At 69.7% G+C, this 19177-nt stretch carries 21 protein-coding genes; 11 read left to right on the top strand and 10 right to left on the bottom strand.

The features are described 5' to 3' along the window. Positions 1–142: 142 nt before the first annotated feature. Both E1285_RS02535 and E1285_RS02530 read right to left on the bottom strand, forming a co-directional pair. On the bottom strand, positions 143–715 hold the full coding sequence (locus E1285_RS02535) for a hypothetical protein (protein WP_132147534.1): 573 nt from the start codon (positions 713–715) through the stop codon (positions 143–145). Further along, complete coding sequence (locus E1285_RS02530; protein ID WP_132147531.1) at positions 712–1146, bottom strand: ATP-binding protein; 435 nt, start codon at positions 1144–1146, stop codon at positions 712–714. Before E1285_RS02530 ends, E1285_RS02535 begins: the two co-directional genes overlap by 4 nt. A 555-nt stretch (positions 1147–1701) precedes the next feature. Here E1285_RS02530 and E1285_RS02525 point away from each other — a divergent pair. The 7 genes from E1285_RS02525 to E1285_RS02495 all read left to right on the top strand — a co-directional run bounded on the left by E1285_RS02525 (position 1702) and on the right by E1285_RS02495 (position 7074). Then, a complete protein-coding gene (locus tag E1285_RS02525) occupies positions 1702–3177 on the top strand; it encodes a hypothetical protein (RefSeq protein ID WP_132147528.1) in 1476 nt (491 codons plus the stop codon). After that, positions 3161–3610, top strand: coding sequence for a hypothetical protein (locus E1285_RS02520; protein WP_132147525.1), 450 nt, complete (start codon positions 3161–3163; stop codon positions 3608–3610). Before E1285_RS02525 ends, E1285_RS02520 begins: the two co-directional genes overlap by 17 nt. Further along, on the top strand, positions 3595–4095 hold the full coding sequence (locus tag E1285_RS02515) for a hypothetical protein (RefSeq protein ID WP_132147522.1): 501 nt from the start codon (positions 3595–3597) through the stop codon (positions 4093–4095). Before E1285_RS02520 ends, E1285_RS02515 begins: the two co-directional genes overlap by 16 nt. 323 nt (positions 4096–4418) lie before the next feature. After that, positions 4419–5300 carry a helix-turn-helix transcriptional regulator gene (locus E1285_RS02510; protein ID WP_132147519.1) on the top strand — a complete coding sequence of 294 codons (882 nt, stop codon included), beginning with the start codon at positions 4419–4421 and terminating at the stop codon, positions 5298–5300. Next, positions 5297–5488: a DUF397 domain-containing protein gene (locus E1285_RS02505; RefSeq protein ID WP_132147516.1), complete on the top strand. Its 192-nt coding sequence runs from the start codon at positions 5297–5299 to the stop codon at positions 5486–5488. The genes E1285_RS02510 and E1285_RS02505 overlap by 4 nt, the downstream gene beginning before the upstream one ends. A gap of 516 nt (positions 5489–6004) precedes the next feature. Further along, the gene (locus E1285_RS02500) at positions 6005–6886 is read left to right on the top strand and encodes a helix-turn-helix transcriptional regulator (protein ID WP_132147513.1); all 882 of its coding nucleotides are present in this window, start codon (positions 6005–6007) and stop codon (positions 6884–6886) included. Then, a complete protein-coding gene (locus E1285_RS02495) occupies positions 6883–7074 on the top strand; it encodes a DUF397 domain-containing protein (RefSeq protein WP_132147510.1) in 192 nt (63 codons plus the stop codon). The genes E1285_RS02500 and E1285_RS02495 overlap by 4 nt, the downstream gene beginning before the upstream one ends. 36 nt (positions 7075–7110) lie before the next feature. Here the strand turns inward: E1285_RS02495 and E1285_RS02490 are convergent, their stop codons facing one another. The 4 genes from E1285_RS02490 to E1285_RS02475 form a co-directional block, all read right to left on the bottom strand. Beyond that, positions 7111–8379, bottom strand: a complete 1269-nt coding sequence (locus tag E1285_RS02490; RefSeq protein ID WP_132147507.1) for a cytochrome P450 — start codon at positions 8377–8379, stop codon at positions 7111–7113. Position 8380: 1 nt separating this feature from the next. Beyond that, positions 8381–8581: a ferredoxin gene (locus tag E1285_RS02485; protein ID WP_132147504.1), complete on the bottom strand. Its 201-nt coding sequence runs from the start codon at positions 8579–8581 to the stop codon at positions 8381–8383. Further along, positions 8578–9195, bottom strand: coding sequence for a TetR/AcrR family transcriptional regulator (locus tag E1285_RS02480; protein WP_132147501.1), 618 nt, complete (start codon positions 9193–9195; stop codon positions 8578–8580). The genes E1285_RS02485 and E1285_RS02480 overlap by 4 nt, the downstream gene beginning before the upstream one ends. Positions 9196–9269: 74 nt before the next feature. Further along, the gene (locus E1285_RS02475) at positions 9270–9596 is read right to left on the bottom strand and encodes a helix-turn-helix domain-containing protein (protein WP_132147498.1); all 327 of its coding nucleotides are present in this window, start codon (positions 9594–9596) and stop codon (positions 9270–9272) included. A 189-nt stretch (positions 9597–9785) separates the two neighbouring features. Here E1285_RS02475 and E1285_RS02470 point away from each other — a divergent pair, with 189 nt between their 5' ends. Together E1285_RS02470 and E1285_RS02465 are read left to right on the top strand one after the other, a co-directional pair. Continuing rightward, on the top strand, positions 9786–10430 hold the full coding sequence (locus tag E1285_RS02470; protein ID WP_132147495.1) for an NAD(P)-binding domain-containing protein: 645 nt from the start codon (positions 9786–9788) through the stop codon (positions 10428–10430). Positions 10431–10522: 92 nt separating this feature from the next. Continuing rightward, positions 10523–11446 (top strand): AraC family transcriptional regulator, encoded by a 924-nt coding sequence (locus E1285_RS02465; RefSeq protein WP_347814057.1) that lies wholly within the window; start codon positions 10523–10525, stop codon positions 11444–11446. On the opposite strand, the gene E1285_RS02460 is transcribed toward E1285_RS02465, so the two are convergent. Next, positions 11424–11990, bottom strand: coding sequence for a TetR/AcrR family transcriptional regulator (locus E1285_RS02460; protein ID WP_207946356.1), 567 nt, complete (start codon positions 11988–11990; stop codon positions 11424–11426). The two genes, E1285_RS02465 and E1285_RS02460, sit on opposite strands and share 23 nt — an antisense overlap. A gap of 96 nt (positions 11991–12086) precedes the next feature. Between E1285_RS02460 and E1285_RS02455 the strand changes: the two genes are divergently transcribed. Then, entirely contained in the window at positions 12087–12602 is a 516-nt protein-coding gene (locus E1285_RS02455) for a DUF2867 domain-containing protein (RefSeq protein ID WP_132147486.1), read from the top strand. A 7-nt stretch (positions 12603–12609) separates the two neighbouring features. Here E1285_RS02455 and E1285_RS02450 read toward each other — a convergent pair whose 3' ends face one another. Together E1285_RS02450 and panD are read right to left on the bottom strand one after the other, a co-directional pair. After that, positions 12610–14214 (bottom strand): AMP-binding protein, encoded by a 1605-nt coding sequence (locus tag E1285_RS02450; protein ID WP_132147483.1) that lies wholly within the window; start codon positions 14212–14214, stop codon positions 12610–12612. 8 nt (positions 14215–14222) lie between these two features. After that, complete coding sequence (gene panD / locus E1285_RS02445; RefSeq protein ID WP_132147480.1) at positions 14223–14630, bottom strand: aspartate 1-decarboxylase; 408 nt, start codon at positions 14628–14630, stop codon at positions 14223–14225. 77 nt (positions 14631–14707) lie between these two features. Here panD and entS point away from each other — a divergent pair, with 77 nt between their 5' ends. Next, positions 14708–15997: an enterobactin transporter EntS gene (gene entS, locus E1285_RS02440; RefSeq protein WP_132147476.1), complete on the top strand. Its 1290-nt coding sequence runs from the start codon at positions 14708–14710 to the stop codon at positions 15995–15997. Here entS and E1285_RS02435 read toward each other — a convergent pair. Beyond that, a partial coding sequence (locus tag E1285_RS02435) for a non-ribosomal peptide synthetase (RefSeq protein WP_132147473.1) occupies positions 15989–19177 on the bottom strand: 3189 nt, incomplete at its 5' end. The genes entS and E1285_RS02435 overlap by 9 nt on opposite strands.

The raw sequence follows: 19177 nt of genomic DNA, 5'->3' as shown, positions 1-19177 counted from the left end.
CGATCGCTGCCGAGGAGATGCCGGCCCTCTGGGAGCGGGGGCACGTAACGGCATGCTCGAAACTGGCGGCGAAACCCGCGCACGATCCACGTGGCCGCCGAACCGGGCGACGTCGATCTCGGCCGCCAGGGACTCGGCCCGTTCAAAGCTCCCCGCGTTTGTAGGCGTTGTAGTGGGACGCAAGGGCGTCTGTGTCGTAGGCGGGCCACAGGGTCAGGGCGCCGGTCTCGCGGTCGACGATGAGCACCTGGTCGGGGACCTCAGGCGGCGGGACGGCGGGCCGGGCGACGAAGCCCTCGCCGAACGGTTCGACGCCGAGCAGGACAGGACGGCCCGCCCTGCCCGCATACCAGGCATCGGCGCGGCGCCACGCTTCGGCACGGTCGACCGCGCGGGTCTGGAGGCCGTAGGCGGCCAGGACGTCGGAGACGCCCCGGACGGTGCGGCATCGGTCGATGCCGCAAGCCGCGCAGACCAGGCGGTCGTAGGGGTCGCGCCCGTACCGGTGGATGGTGAGGACGCCGGTCAGCGCCGCGGACGTAGCCAGCGTCAGTGTCCGCGCGGTCCGCAGGAAGGAAGCGCTGTGCTGGTCGAGGGAACCGGCCCCGGCCTCGGCTAGCCGGTCCAGGGCTCGCGGGTCGGTGCGCATGGCGGCGGTCATGGCGGACCGCACCTGGGCGGCGGTCCACTCGTGCAGGTCGTAGGCGCCGCTCACGCGGCCTCGCTCAGAACGGCGCCGAACAGGGCGGTCACCGTGCGGGAACGATCGTTGCCGAACCAGCCCCAGCAGGCGGCGATCAGGGAGACGGTCCGCAGACCACGGCCGGACTCGGCGTCGTCGCCGGCGTCGGTGGCGACGGGTTCGGACGAGCCGCCCTCGTCGGTGACGGCGACGGTGACCGTGCCGTCCCAGCGGGTGATCTCGACGGTGAAGGCACCGCCGGGCTGCCCGGACTTGGTGTGCCGCAGCGCGTTCACGACGAGTTCGTCCACGGCCAGGAGGACCTCGTCGAGCTGCGGGCAGCCGTCCAGGAGCGTCGCGGTGAAGCGGCGGGCGGCGCGAGCCTGGATCGGCTCGCCGGGGAAGGCGCGCCGCCAGCGCTGCGTGCTCGCGGGGACGGGCGTGAGCGGTATCGGGTACGACATCGTTTTCCTCAGCGCATAGTGGCCGGTTCGTCATCGTGCGTGTTCATCGTGACCGCACACACCGGCTCGAACACGCGAAATGCCACGTCAGGCCGTCGATCGGCACACGCCGAAGCCGAACGTCGGACGCCTGGACACGCGCCCCCCGGACGCCCTAGCGCCTGAAAGTTCACCCGCTGGGGCCACTCGGCGGAATGAACGGCCCTCGGCGGACGCGAGCGGCATGGAGCGCCGCCGATCACCCCGGTCGACCGCCCCTTCCCCATCCATTGGATTAGCCCCGCTGCAGCGAACGCAACGCCACGAGTTCCCATGTGGAGTGCACGAAGAACATGTCCAGCCCATGGCGGACCAGTCGACTCGACAGGACGGCGACGAACATGCGGATCCTGAACGTGCAAATCATGAACACGCGCGATTACATGGACGGCGGCACAAGGGATGTCGACCCCGCGCATCTCCTCGTCCGACATGTTCCGAAAAGGGCGATAAGTCCACTGTCAGGCTGATCGCGAATATGCAGGACTCCGTCCCCCGGCGGAAAGGGCTGAAAGCGTGGGCGTCGAGAAGACCAGCGGGACCGACACCCGCGCCGAGAACGCCGAGCAACCGCCGTCCCGGGACAACCCACCGGGCCCTCCACCCGACCGGCCGGGGTCACCGGGCCAGCCGTCCCGCCTCGAAAGCCTCCGCGCCGCCCGTGAAGCCCAGGAGGCCCGCAGAGCCGAGGCCCAGCAGACCACAGCGCAGGGAACCAACACCGATCAGCGCGACGAACGCCAGGAAGCAACGTCCGAACCCACCGCCGAGAAGGAGGAGGCCCCGGCCGACCCGAAGGAGACGCCGGAGACCGAATCCGCTGACGCCTCTGAAAGCGACGAGCGCGACCGGGAGAGCGGTCTCTTCAAACCCGAGGCTGGCGAGACACAGCCGGACGGACGCGTCGAACCCACGCCGGAGACGAACGCGGAGCCGGACCGGGAGCCCGAGGATGAGAACGCCGAGTCGTCCCTCGCAGAACCCAGCGGTGAGAAGCCAGACACACCGGCCGAGCCACAGAACGAGGAGAGTCAGCCGGAGCTAGGCGAATCAGAACGTGAAGCCGAGGAGGCGGAACCACCGGAAGGACGCGGTGAAGGACTCCACGCCGAGGAAGCCGGTGGGAACACCCCCGAACCGCTGGACGAACGCGACCAGCCCCAGCAAGGCGCTCAAGCACCCGGTACCGACGCTGACCGGGAACCCGCCACCGAACACACCACCCAGGCCGAGGACGAACCGACCCACCACGAGCGGGCACCCCTGGACGACCCCGCGCCCACCCCAGCCAAGCAGCAGGACGACAGTGCGCAGAACGGCCAGTCCGCCGAAGGTGGTCAGCAGCGGCCCCCCGAAGACCAACCCCGCACCGCCGAACCCCCTCAACAGCCCGACGGACCAATGCGCCAAGTCGCTTGGCCATCGGCAGCGGAGGAAGGCGTCACACGCTGGACGTCCCCGGTCGTCCACTTCAACGACAGAACGCCGAGCACCCGGGTCCAGCGTCGTGATACGAATGCCGAAGGCCAACCGGAAACCCCGGACGCCACGGACCCTGAATCAAACGAATACCGCAAAATACCCGAGATCCCCCGGCACGGAACACCTGGACGCGGCGAACTTCGCCGCCCCGAGGATGATCCTGAGGGCCAGGACCTGCGCGAGCCCGATCCCGACAGGACCAGACGCAGTGATCGGATCAGGCGCCAGGCCGGCAGGCAAAGCGAGGACGCGGCCAACGCCAGCAAGAAGATCGGTAATAAGGTAGGCGAATTCCTGGGCGACCGTCCGCCCGGCCCATTGAAGACAAGTACAGGTCGCGACTCCATTCCGGATCTGAATGCACCGAACCAGACCATGAAGCTAGGGAATGCTGCAATCGGCTTCGCCATTGGTACGGTAGTGTTGGTCAAAGCGGGTCAGCGAATCTACGGAAGAAGCAAGAGCAAGGTAAGCGAGCTTCCAGGAAGGCGTCATGGCAGTAACGGATGATCAGCTGGAAACCCTGCGGGCTCAACTTGAAGGACGCACCGAAGAGCATCTCCGGATGCTTGACCAGCTCGACCCCGCCGAAGCCAACACCGGCTACGCAATGCTGATAGGCGCCGCCTTCTTTGAGGCCGCCGAGCGGCGTTTCATCAGGAACGGAAAGTATGTTCCGGACGACGAGGTCATCGACTTCGTCGCTGCGGTGCGCTCCGTGAACGAGGACACCGCCACAACACTCGATCCAAGCATCGCCGAACGGATACTCTTCGCCGTCCTCGACAAAGGGGATATTGCCGATATCGACGACGACACCGTCCTCGGCTATGAGATCTTCTTGTTGGCGGCGATGATTTCTGACGAGAGCCTCAGCGCCGACGACCTCGACGCCTTCCTCGCAGAGGCCCGAAAGACAGCAGATCGATGGCTCACCCTGTAATCGACTGCACGGGCGTCGAGGTAAGAGAAGAGCACGTAGATGCACTGCGCTCACTGCTCAAAGAAGAGCCTCGCGCATGGGATCCGTTCGAGCGGGCCGAATCGGAAGCGGAAGCCATTGCTTACCACGTAACGTTGTACGCAGCTTTCACCGTTGCGGTGGGGAGGAAATTCTCACCGCGATACTCCTTTTCCCAGGTGATCCGGTTTGTCGCAGACTTGCGAATCAATCTCAAAAAGGGCGCAGAGAAAGTCCACCCACGCGTTGCGGAGGAAATGATCCGCGAAGCTTTGGGAGAGCCCAATCTGGAGTCGATAGACCTCTTGGACGGCGAGACTGCAATAATGGCGGAGGTCGTCGTTCTATTGACCCTGTTGGACGAAGCGGAGCTGGATGAGGCGGGCTTGGAGGAGTTCATCAAGGATTCTGTCGACTTCGCCAGAGGATGGGTGGCGGCCCGGCAAGGCGAATCTTCGGGAAGCTGAGGAGCATACGCACGCTCAGCCTAGCCGAAGCGCAAGGGCAGCCTGTCTTAGCCTGTGCCGCGACGTTCGCAGTTGAGGGCCTGGCCGGTTCGGACGCCATGAAGGAAACGCCGATTTCGCGGAGGTTCAAGCCGGGCGAGTTGCGGCGCGCCGGATCCGAACCGCGAGACAGGCGCGATCGACCGTCCGAGCACATACGAGCGTGTTCGATATAGAAGTGTGGCCGTGTTCGGCCTGACCACCCGTTCATTCTCCTGCCGGAGGGTTCAACCGTCGTGTACACAGGGTAGTCAGACTGTCACCTTCCTGCCCTGGGGGTCGCCATGATGAGCCCGTTCGTACGACGCCATCGCCTCGCAGCCAAACTCCGCACGCTCCGCGAAGAGCGCGAGATGACGGCGGACGAACTCGCCAAGGGGATCCACTACTCACGCACCAAGATCAGCCGCCTCGAGAACGCCTACGGCCGCCCTGACGTCGGCGACGTCATCACCGTCCTCGACGCACTCGACGTCGCCGGTCCGGAGTGGGAAGAGATAGTGCGTCTCGCGCGTGACGCCTCAAGCAAGGGCTGGTGGGATCGCTTCGGCGATTCCATGGGCAGTCGCCAGAAACTCTATGCCGATCTCGAGGCCGGCGCCGCAACCGTACGCGACTACAGCCCCACGGGCATCCCTGCCGTGCTCCAAACACCCGAGTTCATCGATGCACTGGTCAAGCTAGACAAGAGTAATCGGCCGATCAGATACACCCCGGCCCGCATGACCGAAGCTCGCCGTCAGAGGCAGTTGCACTTCCTACGACCAGACGGCCCAACGTACGACACCGTCCTGGACGAATTCGTGATCCTGCGCCTGGATGTACACGCAGACGTGATGATCAAGCAGCTCAGACACATGGTCGACATCGTCTCAGCCGAGGAGCGGCTCACCGTTCGTTTCCTTCGCTACAACGCCCGCATCACCGGCGGCCTCCTGCCCAAGTCGTCGGTCGCGCTCTACACCTTCCCTGCCGACGAGGACCCTGCTATGGCAGTTGTGGAGACTGTCACGAACGATCTCGTTCACACCGACCCGGAAGAGCTGGCAAGGTATGACGGAGACTACAAGCGTCTCCAGGAGGCTGCACTGGCCCCCGAAGAGAGTCTGGCCTTCCTCTCGGAGACGGCCGACCGACTCGCGAACGAGATGAGACAAAGGGTATGACCCCGAAATTCTCCGGATGGCGGAAGTCCAGCTATAGCGACCCTGACGGAAAGTGCGTGCAAGTAGCTAGAAGCAGCAGCGGCACTGTCGGTGTTCGCGATACTAAAGAGCTTGATAGAGGACCGATTCTTGAGCTGACTTCCTCGGAATGGACCGCGTTCCTCACAGCGATCCGAGCAGGTTCGTAGGACGCCGTAGATCATCAGGTGCTTGGACGACGGCCGTGGTCAGGTCGTCCACTTCAACGACAGAACGCCGAGCACACCCAAGTCGAGCCCCGTGATAGAAATGCCGAGGGACACAGAGGATGGATCGCTGTTCGGCGAGAAGACGCCTCGGGCGTCTGAGCTGAAGCCATCCGCTCAGGCAGGATGGCCACGGCACGGCTCCGGCTCGTCCAGTTCCGCAGCATCCACAGCCGATGGCATTCACGCAACCATGCTGATCATGGTGACAAGGGCTGGCGCCTCGTACGGGCCTGTGGCATGCCCACCGCCGCCTTCTCATGGGCGGATGACATGGCGCGCACCGACTCCGGAACGCGAGACACGGTCGATTGAACGTCTGGGCACATACGAGCGTGTTCGATAGAAAAGTGTGGCCGTGTTCGGGCTGACCACCCGTTCATTCTCCCGCCAGAGGTCACGACGATCATGTACACAGGGTAGTTGGATCGTCACGTTCCTTCTCCCCCGGGGGTCGACATGGTCAGCCCGTTCGTACGACGGCATCGTCTCGCAGCCCAACTCCGCACGCTCCGTGAAGAGCGGGAGATGACGGCGGACGAACTCGCTAAACGCATCCACTACTCACGCACGAAGATCAGCCGCCTCGAGAACGCCTACGGCCGCCCCGACGTCGGCGATATCGTCAAGATCCTCGACGCACTCGGAATCCCGAATGATCAATGGACGAGCATGGTCCGTCTCGCTACGGCTGCCACTGAAAAGGGCTGGTGGGACTCTTACGGCGATGCCATGGGGCCCCGCCAGCGCCTCTACGCTGACATCGAGTCCGGTGCCGAAACGATACGCGGATACAGCCCCAGTTCCATACCCGGTGTACTGCAAACCCCAGAGATGATCGCCGCCATGATCGACCTCGCAAAGGCAGAGGGCTCGACTGACTTCGCGCCTGCAAAAATGACCGAAGCGAGATTGCGTCGACAAGAGCAGATCCTGCGTCCCGGCGGCCCGAAGTACGACTTCATACTGGACGAGGTCGTCCTACGCCGCATCATCGTCCCCGAAGAGATCTTCGTGGACCAGGTACGCCACATCGTCCAGACGGTGACCGAAGCACCGCGCTTGAACGTGCAACTCCTGCCGGTGGACGTCAGGGTCCAGGGGTACCCACTCCCCACCGTCCCGTTCTTCCTTTACACCTTCCCGGACGTGGACGATCCTCCGATGACCGTTGTGGACACGGTCACGGCAGACATCGTCCACATCGAACCACAAGACGTCGAGCGGTATACGCGGAGGTATGATCACCTCAGCGGGGCCGCCCTCTCCCCCGAGGCCAGCCTGGCAAGGCTGAACGAAGTGGCGGATCAGCTGATCGAGCAGACGGGATCCAGTGAATGAGGAAGAACTACCCCCACTGGCGCAAGGCACGTCGCAGCGAAGCTGGAGCCGAGTGTGTCGAAATAGCGCTGGCCACCGACCATCAGACCGTAGGAGTCCGTGACTCCAAGGAAAATGGCCGTGGCCAGATCCTGGAGTTCACACGACCAGAATGGGCTGCACTCCTCACGACAGTTCGGGGTTCGTAGGGCGTCGTCGATCATCTTCTTGGGCGACGGCCGTGGTCAGGGGAGGTGGATGGGGAGGGTGCGGGGGCCTCGGACCTGGCCTGCGGACCAGGTTACGGCGGACGGGTCTTCCAGGGTGAACGTCGGGATGCGTTCCAGCCACACCTCCAGGGCTACGCGGAGTTCCATGCGGGCCAGGTGGGAGCCGACGCAGCGGTGGATGCCGAGGCCGAACGCGGAGTGCCGGTTGACCTCGCGGTCGATCACCACCTCGTCCGCCCGGTCGAACTGCGCCGGGTCGCGGTTGGCGGCCGGGAACGACAGCAGCACCCAGTCGTCGGCCCTCATGTCCACCCCGCGCCAGTGCATGTCCTCCTTGACCAGCCGCGCCATGGTGACGGGTGCGTAGGCGCGCAGGAACTCCTCCATCGCGGTCGGCAGCAGGCCGGGGTCGGCGGTCAGGCGTTCATGGTCGGACGGTGTCTTCGCCAGGTGCCACAGGGAGGCGCCGATCGCGCTCCACGTGGTGTCGATGCCGGCGATGAGCAGCAGCGCCATCGTCCCGGAGACATGGGACGGTTCGAGCTTGCGGCCGTAGAGCTCGGCGTCGATGAGGTAGGTCGTGAGGTCGTCGCGCGGATTGTCGATGTGGTCGCGAATCTGCGCGTGGAGATAGTCGAACAGCGCTTCCATCCGCTGGATGCGCTCCTCCGGCGGCAGGTTGACGCCTTCCAGCGCGTCCTCGACGAACCGGCGGAATCGCGGGCCGTCCTCCGGCGGGAAGCCGAGCATGTCGGCGATGACCCGCACCGGGATGTGCTGGGCGTAGTCCTGCGCGGCGTCGACGACGTCGCCGTCGAAGGAGTCGATGAGCGCGTGGCAGAACGCCCGGGTCGCCGGCTCCAGCCGCCCGACCGCGGACTTGGTGAACGCCGGGAGCAGCAGCCTGCGCGCGTCCCGGTGGAACGGCGGGTCGGACGAGATCGGCGGGACGCCGCCCACCGGGGCGATCTCCCTCGGCGGCCGGAAGTTGCTCATGATGATCGACCGCGACGAGAAGTGCTCGGTGTCGTAGGCGATCGCCGCGACGTCCTCGTGCCGGGTGGGCAGCCAGCCGCCGCCGAACCGCTCGGTGCGCGCGAACGGGCACTGCCGCCGCAGGTCGTCCTGGATCGCGTACGGGTCGGCCGCCCATTCCGGTTCGAGGTGGGAGAAGTCGGTCGTCCAGTCCGAGACGGGACCTGTGACGATCTCGTTGCGGACGCCGAGCGGACGGCTCCCGCGCATCTCCTCGAAGCCCTGGTCGAAGCGGTCGTCGGCGGTCATGTCAGGCCTCCCCGGTGAGGTCGATCGCCCGCTCGGGGCAGTTCGCGACCGCGCGGCGGGCCTCGTTCTCCCGGCCCGGTTCCACGGCGCCGTCGCCGAGGACCGTCCCGTAGCCCTCGTCGTCCTCGCCGAACAGGCCGGGCGCCAGGTCGTAGCAACGGCCATGCCCCTGGCAGCGCTCGGGGTCTATCTGCACCTTCATCGCGTTCCTCCCGTCTGTGCCGTGGAGCCGTCCGGCGCGAGCGCGGCGACGATTCGGGCGAGGAGCGCGGACCACTCCTCGTCCCCGACCGCGTGCAGGTCCGGCGTGACGAGCGCGCTGCCCATCCCCAGCAGGAGGCAGAGGTGGGCGAGCGCGTTCGGAGAGACGGCGGTGTCGAGCTCGTCCCCGGCCTGCGCGATGCGCACCAGCCCGGCGAGCCAGTCGCCGCGTTCCCCCACATAGTCGCGCATGGGCTGGGCGACGTCCTCGTCACGGCGGGCCGCGACGAGCGCCTCCACGATCAGGTACCCGGGGACGTCGAGCGGCCGCGGAAGCCACCGTCCGGCGGCGAGCAGCAACTCGGTGACCGGACGGTCCGGGTCGGCGGCGAACAGTTCGCCGAGCAGCCGCCGCCCGTGCGCCCGCAGCGCCGCCACCAGCAGCTCGGCCTTCGAGTCGAAGTGCGCGTAGAGCGCACCGTTGCTCACGCCGGCGGCCCGCGCGATGTCGGCGACACGCGTCCCGTCGTACCCGCGCTGCGCGAACGCGTCCGCCGCGGCCCGCAGCAGCCGCTCCCGCGTCTCCGCCGCGGTGACGCCCGCGATACGTCCCATGACGCAAATTAAAAGACCGTTCATTTGATGGGTCAAGGACGGCACGGCGGATCCGCCACCGGCTCGCCGGCGGGTCAGGCGTGTTCGGCGGCCCAGGCGCAGATGGCCGCAAGGGGCGCCTCCAAGGACTTGCCGAGGTCGGTGAGGGAGTACTCGACGTGCTGCGGAGCGGTCTCCTTGTAGACGTCCCGGGCGACGAGCCCGTCTGCCTCCATGCCGCGCAGCGTCTCGGTCAGCACCTTCTGGGTGATGCCGGGGACCCGGTCGCGGAGGCGGGCGGGGCGCTGCGGGCCGTCCATGAGGGCGTAGATAAGCAGGATCCGCCATTTGGCCGCCAGCCGTTCCAGAGCCTGGCGGGTGGCGCAGGACTCCTCCAGCACGTCGGGAATCGCCAATGCCACGAGGCACCTCCGGCGGGGGCGTGAAGGGCACCTCAAAGTGCCCTCTTCAAATGCGGATGGCCCGAATCCTATGGTCGACGGCACCGAGGACGGAAGAAAGGGAGGCCCGATGACCGATCTCCAATGCCGTGTCCACACGGCCGCCGGCCTGGCCGCAGAGGTTCACGAGACGCAAGAGGGGGCGGAGCGATGAAGATCGGGGTTCTGGGCACCGGGGACGTCGGCCGCCGCCTCGCCTCCGGGCTCGCCGGGCTCGGGCACGACGTGACCCTCGGCTCACGCACGGCGGACAATCCGGCCGCCGCCGGGTGGGCGCGCGAGCACGGCGGGCACCACGGCACCTTCGCCGACGCCGCCGCGCACGGCGAGATCATCGTCAACGCGACCGGCGGGCTGGTGTCGCTCGACGCCCTGAAGGCCGCGGGGTCCGCCAACCTGGACGGCAAGGTGGTGGTGGACGTCTCGAACCCGCTGGACTTCTCGCAGGGCTTCCCGCCCCGCCTCGCCGTGCCCGAGGCCGGAAGCGTCGGCGAGCAGCTCCAGCAGGCGTTCCCCGGCGCCCGCGTCGTCAAGGCACTCAACACGATGCACAACACGCTGATGACCGACCCGGCCCGGGTCGCGGGGCAGCACAACGTGTTCGTGTGCGGGGACGACGCGTCCGCCAAGGCCGACGTCGCAGACCTGCTGAAGTCGTTCGGATGGACCGACCGGCAGATCCTCGACCTCGGAGTCTTGTCCGCCGCCCGCAGCGTCGAGCCTCTCGTGCTGCTCTGGGTGACTCTCAGCGGCACGCTCCAGACGACCGAGCTCAATTTCGCGATCATCCATTGAGACCACGCTGCGGCATCGTGGCGAGATTCTTATGCATGGTCATGTCCATTTTTTAAGCGAACGTCTTGCCTCGTAGACTTCGCAGCGTGGACGTGTTGAGTGATGTCATCTTGAGCATGCGGATCGGGCAGCCTGGGTTTGCCCGGGCCGCGCTGTGCTCGCCGTGGGGTATGGCGTTCCCGCCGAGTCCGGGCACCGTGGGGTTCACGGTGGTGCTCCGCGGGACTTGCTGGCTGCTGGCCGAGGGGCGGGAACCGGTCGCCCTGGGTCCGGGCGATGTCATCTTCACCCCGCGCGGGGACGGCATCGGCCTGGCCGACGACCCGGGCACACCGCTGGTCGAGGCCGAGCACCCGCCGGAGCCGCCGGGAGGGGAAGCCGACGTGGTGACGCTCTGCGGCGGCTACCGTCTCGACCCGGAGCGGACCCACCCGTTGCTGTCCGACATGCCCGCCGTGCTTCACCTGCCCGCGCGGCTCGGGCGGCACGGGGAGCTGCGCGCGACGCTCGACATGCTCGGCCGGGAGGTCGAGGAGGCCCACCCCGGCGGCACTGCGCTCGTTCCGCTCCTGCTCGACATGCTGCTGCTGTACGTCATGCGCGCCTGGTTCGAGGACGAGCCAAGGGACCCCTCCGGCGCGGGCTGGGCCGCAGCGCTGGCCGACCGGCCGGTCAGCTCCGCGCTGCACGCCATCCACCGGGCGCCCGCGCGTGCGTGGACCGTCCAGTCGCTCGCCGACGAGGCTGGGTTGTCGCGAGCGGCGTTCGCCCGGCGGTTCACGGCGGCGACCCGGCAGCCGCCGTTGAGCTACCTGACCTGGTGGCGGCTGACGACGGCGGCCGGCCTGCTCCGGGAGTCGGACGCCTCACTCGAGCAGGTGGCGGCCCGGGTCGGCTACTCGTCCCAGTTCGCCTTCGCCAACGCGTTCAAGCGGGAGTACGGCGTCGCGCCGGGACGGTTCCGCCGCGCGGGGGCCGGGAGCAACGGCCCGCTCACCCGGAGCGGGGGCGGTTGAGCAGGAGGTCGGCCGCGTGGGCGAGGACCTGGGCGCGGGTGCGGCCGTTGTGGTCGGCGAGGAGGAAATGGCCGCCGATCGCCGCGCAGAAGGCGAGCAGGCTGCGCGCCTCGACCTCGTCGGGGTCGGAGCAGAAGGTGCCGATCATCTCGCGCAGCAGCGCCATGCGCCGGTTGTCGACCCGCCGCAGCCGCTCGGCCACCTGCTCGTCGCGCCGGGCCCAGTCGCGGATCGCGAGGTCGATGGGCAGCAGGCGGTCGCCGGAGAAGGTGAGCACGCCCGCGCGATGGATCTTGGTCTTCGGGTCGCCGCCCTCCCGCTCGATACGGTCGATCACCTCGTCGGTGCTCTCCCGCTCCCAGGTGTCCAGCATCGCGGACAGCAGCGCGTCGCGGTCGGCGAAGTATCCGTAGAAGCCGCCTTTGGTGACGCCGAGGGCCTTCGCCAGCGCCTCGACGCGGACGGCGTCCACGCCGCCGCCGGCCAGGGCGCGCAGCCCCTCTTCGATCCACCTGTCACGGGGCGTCCGAGCGGCTGCCGCCATGTGTTCCACCTCACCTGGATGCCGTATATACGCATGCGTATAAGAGGGTTAACGTCAGTTCTATACGCAAGCGTATAACCGAGGGAGGCAACGAGGATGACCACACGCTCACAGGCGAGGGGCCGGACTCCGGCCATCGTCGAGGCGGCCGTGGGCGCGGACGACGTTCCCGCCGCCGTCCGCGCTCTCAGTACGCTGCCCGACATCGACTACGTCGACCTGTTCACCCTCGCCACCGGCGCGGAGGCGACACCGGAGCAGTGGGCACGGGCGATGTTCGGCGACGTCCCCAGCACCGGCGAACGGCTGATCTGGCGAGGGGCGCTCGGTCTGCGGCTCAGCCGGGGACGGTCACCGGACACCGTGGCCGGATGGCGGATCGACGGACGTGGCGAGAACTGGGTCCGGCTCCAGGCCGCCTCCTGGTTCCTGAACTGCAACCTCGTCGTCCAGGCGGACGGCGGGCGGGTGTCGCTGGCCACGTTCGTGTACTACGACCGCGGCCTCGGCCGTCTCGTGTGGCCGCGGTTGTCGGCCGTCCACCGCCGGCTGGCACCCGGACTGCTCCGCGAATCCGAGGCGAAGATCCGGGCACTCGCGGCCGGCTCGTAGCGAAGGGCTACGAGCCGGCCGGGCCCGCCAGGCGGGCGGCCAGGGCCTTCTTGCTGATCTTGCCTACGGGGGTCCGGGGGAAGGCGTCGGCCGTTTCCAGGCGGTCGGGGAACTTGTAGGCGGCGACGCCCCGGGTGCGCAGGAAGTCCTTGACCTCGCGGAGGTCCGGCGCCTTCCCGTCCTTCCTGATGATGAGGAAGGCGCAGGTGCGCTCGCCCATCATCGGGTCGGGGAGGCCGACCACGGCGGCGTCGTGGATCGCCGGGTGGGTCAGGAGGTGGTTCTCCAGCTCCTCGGCGGAGATCTTGTCGCCGCCGCGGTTGATCTGGTCCTTCTCGCGTCCCTCCACGATCAGGTGGCCGGACGGGAGTTGCCGGACGAGGTCGCCCGTGCGGTAGTAGCCGTCCGGGGTGAAGGACCGGGCGTTGTGCTCGGGGGCGCGGTAGTAGCCGCGCAGCGTGTACGGGCCGCGGGTGAGGAGTTCGCCGACCTCACCGGCGGGCACCTGTGCGCCGTCGGCGTCCACGACGCGGATCTCGTCGGCGGGTGACAGCGGTCGGCCCTGCGTCCGCTCGACCAGGTCGCGGGAGTCGTCCAGGCGGGTGTAGTTGAGCAGCCCCTCCGCCATGCCGAAGACCTGCTGGACCTGGCAGCCGAGGACGCCGGGGACCTCGGCGGCGCGCTCGGCGGCGAACTTGGCGCCGCCCACCTGGAGGAGTTCGAGGGACGAGATGTCCTCGTCCTGCCAGGTCACGGCGTCCAGCCAGAGGAGGGCGATCGGGGGGACGACCGCGCAGACCGTGGCGCGTTCGCGCTCGATGAGGGGGAACGCCTCGTCCGGGGAGCCGGAGGGGGCCAGGACGACCGTGCCCCCGGTGGCGAAGACGCCGAGGATCCCGGGGCAGGCGAGCGCGAAGTTGTGCGCGGCGGGCAGGACGACCAGGTAGACGGTGTCGCGGGTGAAACCGCAGACTTCGGCGCTGGCCTCCAGGTTGTAGAGGTAGTCGCGGTGCGTCCGCGGGATGAGTTTCGGCAGGCCCGTGGTGCCGCCGGACAGCAGGAAGACGCCGACGTCGGACGGGGCGGGGCGTTCAGCGTCCACCGGGGCGGCGTCCGCCCCTTCGGCGTCCAGGGTCGCCAGCGGGGTGAACTCCTCCGCGTCGCCGTCCACGACGACGTGCTCGACGGGAAGCGTGCGGGCCATCGCGCGGTAGTCGAAGTCGCCGTCGCGTTCGCCGCAGAGGTAGGCGCGGGCGCCGGACAGCTCGCACAGGTAGCGGATCTCGCTCTCGCGGTGGGCCGGGAGCGCGAGGACCGGGGCGGCGCCGATCCGCACCAGGGCCAGGAACGCGACCACGAAGCCGGCGGTGTTCGGGAGCTGGACGACGACGCGGTCTCCGCGTGCGATGCCGAGGCGCAGGAGGCCGGCGGCGGTCCGGGCGGCGCGGCGGTCCAGGTCGGCGTAGGTGAGGCGGTCGCCGCCGGCGACCAGCGCGACGCGTCCGGGGTCGCCGCGCAGGACGCCGCCGAGCACGCGGTCGCTCCAGTAGCCCTCGGCCGTGTAGCGGGCTTCGAGGTCGGCGGGCCAGGGGGTGAAGCCGTCGGTGTCCATCGGCGGGCTCACCGCCCGGCGAGCTGGGCGGGGGCGCCGGGAACCGGTTCGGCCGGGTCGGTGCCGAGTGCGACGATGCGGTTGGCGGCGTCCACGTGGACGACCCGGGGCTCGTGGCGGTCCCTGCCCGCGTCGTCGACCGGCGTGTAGGTGATGATGATGACCATGTCGCCGGGCTGGACCTGGCGGGCGGCGGCACCGTTGACGCCGATGACTCCGCTGCCCGCCTCGCCGGTGATGGCGTAGGTGACGAGACGGGAGCCGTTGGTGATGTCGACGACGTGGACCTGTTCGCCCTCGACGATGTCCGCGGCCTCCATGAGATCCGCGTCGATCGTCAGGGAGCCCACGTAGTGCAGGTCCGCCTGGGTCACGGTCGCGCGGTGGATCTTTCCGTTCATCAGTATCCGCTGCACCGGTACGCCCTCTTTCTCAAGACCAACTAAGGCTAGGCTTACCTTAGCCATTCCCCCGGCAGAGGAGAACCCCCACGATGCTCCGGCGAGTGGTCATGGACATCGGTCCCCTGCGCGACAGCAAGCCGTTCCGGAACGTGTTCATCGCCCGCACCGTCTCGGTCTTCGGGATCGGCATGCTCGCGGTCGCGCTGCCCGTGCAGGTCTACGCCATGACGGGGTCGACCGTGCACGTCGGCGCGGTGGCCGCCGCCGAGGGTTTCGCGCTGCTCGCGGGGTTCCTGTGGGGCGGGGTGCTCGCCGACCGGCACGACCGGCGCAAGCTGATGCTGCGCGCCCGGACCGCCGCCGGGATCGGGTTCGTCCTGCTGGCGGTCAACGCGTTCCTGCCGACCCCGTCGGTCGCCGCCCTGTACGTGCTGGCGGCGTGGGACGGCCTGGCGACCGGTGTCAGCGTCACCGCCCTGCTGGCCGCGACGCCGTCCCTGGTGGCGCCGGACAAGCTGGTCGCGGCGGGAGCGCTGAACGCGCTGACCGTCCGGCTCGGGTCGATGGTGTCGCCCGCGCTCGGCGGGCTCGTCGTGTCGGCGTTCGGCGTCGGCTGGAACTACACGGCCGCGGCCGTCGGCACCCTCGGCACGATCGTCCTGCTGACCGGCCTGCCGCCGCTCAAGCCCGCCGTCGCCGAGGACGAACCGGAGCAGAACCCGCTGAAGGCGATCGGGGACGGCTTCCGCTTCGTCGCCTCGCACCGCGTCGTCGGCTCCCTCATGCTCCTCGGGCTGCTGTTCATGGTCGCGGGCGGGATTCCCGTCCTGATGCCCGCGTTCGCGTCGCAGAGCCTGGACGGCGGCCCCACCACGGTCGGGCTGCTGTTCGCGGCGCCGGCGTGCGGCGCGGTGCTCGCGTCCGTCACCAGCGGCTGGGCCGGGTCGGTCCAGCGGCCGGGGCTGGCGCTGCTCGTCGCGTCCGTCGCCGGGTTCACCGCGCTCGCGTGCCTGGGTTTCGCCCGCCATCCCGCCCTGGCCGTCGCGATCCTGTTCGTGTACGGGTTCGTCGAGTCGGTGGAGGAGATCCTCCGGTACGGGCTGATCCAGTCCCACACGCCGGACTCGCATCTGGGACGGGTCAACGCGCTCTGGGCGGCGCAGGAGACGGGCGGCGGCGCCATCGGGTCGCTGGGCGCCGGAGGCCTCGGCCGTTACCTCGCCCCAGGCGCCGCCATCGTCGTCTACGGGACGGTCAGTGCCGTGCTCGCGCTCGTGCTGGCACTGACCCTCACCGGTCTTCGCACCGCGACCATGCGGACGAAGCTCGAACCGAGCCCAGACCCGGGCCCCGAACCGAAGCCCGAGCCGTCACCGTAGGCGGGCGGCGAGTTCCTCGTCGGTCATGGCCTCGACCTTGAGCCAGATCGCCGCGACGGCCTCCAGTCGCCCCGGCGCCTCCTCCAGGTCGCGGAAGCGGCGGCAGGCACGCGCCACGGTGCGCTCCGCGAACAGCACCCGGACCGGCAGCGCGGTCGTGTCGAGCGCCTCGCGCAGCCGCGCGATCACGCTGGTGGCGAGGACGGAGTCGCCGCCGAGGGAGAAGAAGTCCGCGTCCGCGCCGACGCGTTCCCTCCCCAGCACCTCGGCGACGATCCGGGCCATGACCCCCTCCAGCGACGACTTCGGCTCGACGTAGCGGTCGGCGGCCTCCCCCGCCTCGGCGGCGGCCAGCGCGGTGAGCGCCCTGCGGTCGACCTTGCCGTTGGCGGTGAGCGGAAGCTCGTCCACGCGCACGAGCAGCTCCGGGACCATGTGCGGCGGCAGGAGGTCCCGGACGCGGGCGAGCACCGCGTCCCGGTCCAGGTCCGGGGGCGCCGCGACGGCGGCGGCGAGGCGGCCGTCCGCGAGCAGGGCGACGGACCGTCCCACGGCGGGATGCTCGCGCAGCGCGGCCTCGACCTCGCCGAGCTCGATCCGGAACCCGCGCACCTTGACCTGGTGGTCGCGGCGGCCGAGGAACTCCAGGGTGCCGTCCGGCCGGTAGCGGGCGAGGTCGCCGGTCCGGTACCAGCGGGTGCCGTCGCGGACGACGAACCGGTCCGCGGTGCGACCGGGGTCGCCGGTGTAGCCGTCGGCGACGCCCCCGCCGCCGATCCACAGCTCGCCCGCCACCCAGTCGGGGCGGTCGCGGCCGAGTTCGTCCACGACCCGGCACGCGACGCCGCGCAGCGGGACCCCGTACGGGACGGCGTGCCAGTCGGACGGCACCTCGCCCGCGACCTCCTGCACGGTGGAGTGGATCGCGGTCTCGGTCGTGCCGCCGAGCGCGACGAACCGGCATCCGGGCGCGCGTTCCTCCAGCAGCGCGGGAAGGTGCGTGCCGACCCAGTCGCCGCCGAGCAGCACGAGCCGCAGACTCTCCCACGGGCCTTTCCGGGGGGTGTGCGGGGTCGTCCCCCCACAAGGGACCGGGCCGGACCGCAGCAGCATCTCCAGCACGGACGGGACGCAGTTCAGCACGGTCACCGACCAGCGCCGTACGAGGTCGCCCCAGCGGGCGGCGTCGCGCCGTTCGCCCTCGCCCGGGAGGACGACCGCGCCGCCCGCCGACCAGGGCGCGAACAGGTCGAACACCGACAGGTCGAAGTCGAGCGCCGAGATCCCGAACGTCACGTCCCGCGGGCCGATCCCGAACCGCTCGACCAGGTCGCCGATGGTGTTCATGGCCGCGCCGTGCGACACCTCGACGCCCTTGGGCTCGCCGGTCGAGCCGGAGGTGAACAGCACGTACGCGACCTGGTCGGGGCGCGCCGCGACCGGCCCGTCCATCGGTTCGGCCGCCGGTTCGGCACCTGTGGTTCCGAGTCGGGTGATCGTGTCCGCGGTGAGCGACGCGGCGACGCCGGCGCTCGCGCGGATCCTGGCGCGGCGGGCGTCGGGCTGCTCGGTGCCGATGGGGACGTAGGCCGCGCCGGCGGCGAGGACGCCCAGCACCGCGGCGGCCTGGTCCGGCCCCTTCGGGAGTTCGATCGAGACGCGGTCGCCCGGACGCACGCCCTCGGCGGCGAGATCGGACGCGATGCGCAGGGCGCGGGCGGCCAGGTCGCCGTAGGTCAGGGTGTCCTCGTCGCCCCAGTGCAGGGCCGGGGCCGACGGGCTGCGGCGGGCGTGCTCGAAGAAGCCCTCGGTCAGCGTTCGCGGCGGTGGCGCCGGGGTGGAGTTGAGGCGGTGCCGGACACGGAGCTGGGACGGCGTGGCCGCGATGCCGAGCGGCACGTCCCAGTCGGCGCCGGGCGCTCCGAGCCGGGTGATCGCGGACGTGTAGGCGTCGAACATCGCCTCGGCGACGCCCTCGGGGAACGCGGGGCGGCGGACGTCCCAGTTCAGCAGCAGCCCGCCGGACACCTCGGTCACCTGCGCGTCCAGCAGCACCTGCGGGCCCTGCGAGATGATCCACTCCGGTTCGCCGAACCGCTCGCGGACCGCGCCGCCGAACAGCTCGCCGAGGTTGAGCGCGCTGGTGTAGACGATGGGGGCGAGCACCTGCTCGCCGCGCAGCCTGGACAGGTCGCGCAGCACCTCCAGGCCGGAGTAGTCGCTGTGCGCGCCGGCGGTGTGCAGGTTCGCCTGGACGGCGCGGGCGCGCTCGACGAACGGGAGGCCGGCGGTGAGGTCGGCCTCCAGCATGATCGACCCGGTGAAGTCGCCGACGACACTGTCCACGTCGGGGTGGACGGGCTCGCGGTGGAACAGCGGCAGGTTCAGCAGGAACCGGGGCGTCGCCGACCAGCCGCCGATCACCTCGGCGAACACGGCCGCGAGCGCCATGGCCGGGGTGATGCCCTCCGCGTGGGCGCGGGCGAGGAGGCGGTCCTTGCCGTCCGGCGGCAGCCAGTGGTGCATGCGCTCGACACGGTCGCCGGGTTCGGGGACGACGGGCAGCTCCGGCGGTCCGGGAAGGCCGGCGAGGCGTTCGGCCCACCACCGGCGGTCCCGCTCGCGGGCCTCGGCGCGCGGGTCGTCGGCGAGGTAGCGCGCGTAACCGTAGCGGATCGGCGCGAAGGCCTCGCCCTCGTACAGCGCGGCGAGGTCGGCCAGCATGACGCGGTAGCTCATCGCGTCGGCGGCGACCATGTCGACGTCCAGGTGCAGGCGGGCGGTCCCGGCCGGGAGCAGGCTGAGGCGGGCGTCGAAGACGCGGCCGTCCTCGATCGGGAGCCGCTGCTCGGACATCTGCGCGCGGATCGCCTCCAGCTCGGCGGCGGCGCCGGCGCCGGTCGAGCCGCGCAGGTCGTGGACGGTCACGGCCGGTTCCGGGCGCTCGGGCAGGATGCGCTGCGTGCCGTCGTCCGACACGGCGACGCGGAGCATCGGGTGGCGCCTCACCAGGTCGCGGACCGCCTGCTCGAACCGGGCGGGGTCGATGGCGCGGCCGTCCAGCTCGACGTACAGGTGCGCGGCGACGGAGCCGAGCGACTGGCCGGAGTCGCGGCCGATCCAGTACGCGTGCTGCATCAGCGCCAGCGGGAACGGCCCGTCCGGCTCGATGTCGGAGGG

The sequence above is a fragment of the Actinomadura sp. 7K507 genome (assembly GCF_004348425.1).
GTDB lineage: Bacteria > Actinomycetota > Actinomycetes > Streptosporangiales > Streptosporangiaceae > Spirillospora.
This window is presented reverse-complemented; position numbering and strand designations above follow the sequence as displayed.